This window comes from Planctomycetota bacterium, assembly GCA_039819165.1.
Lineage (GTDB): Bacteria > Planctomycetota > Phycisphaerae > Phycisphaerales > UBA1924 > JAHCJI01.
The window spans coordinates 1-556 of the sequence record JBCBSM010000019.1 but is presented as its reverse complement, the minus strand read 5'-3'; the positions used below and the strand labels follow the sequence as shown (position 1 = coordinate 556).

The following is a 556-nucleotide window of genomic DNA, read 5'->3' as shown; positions in this document are numbered from 1 at the left end:
CGTGGGACGACCGCTCCGGCGATCGGCTCCGCGAATGGCTCGGCATCACACGCGAGCAGTTCTACGACCCCAAGCTCTTCGCGCACGTGCCGATGGGCTTCTGCTATCCCGGCAAGGGCACAAGCGGTGACCTCCCGCCCCGACCCGAGTGCGCGCCGCAGTGGCATCGCCCGCTGCTCAACACGCTGCGCAAGATCGAGCTCACGATGTACATCGGGAAGTACGCGCTCGATCGCTACCTGCCCGGCGAGTACGCATCGATCACCGACGCCGTGCGCGCGTTCGAGGGACTGCTGCCGATTCGCATTGTGCTGCCGCACCCGTCGCCGCGAAACAACATCTGGCTCAAGAAGAACGCGTGGTTCGAGAAACGGGCGCTGCCGGCGCTGCAGGCCCGGATCGCGGATATGACGAACGGATAACGAACCGCAAGGGTAGCCAACAGCCGCGGCCCGATAACCTGTCTTTGTCGAACAACGCAATCTCGCGCCCGGCGATCCGTTCGGCTCGGCGAACACCCGGAGGACGCACCATGCCGCGCAGCACCATCACGCCC

The 556-nt window shown here is 65.8% G+C and carries 1 protein-coding gene; it reads left to right on the top strand.

What is annotated here, in order from left to right; all coding sequences use genetic code 11:
• On the top strand, positions 1–422 hold a 422-nt coding region (locus AAFX79_13820), incomplete at its 5' end, for a uracil-DNA glycosylase family protein (GenBank protein ID MEO1009633.1).
• Positions 423–556: the final 134 nt, after the last annotated feature.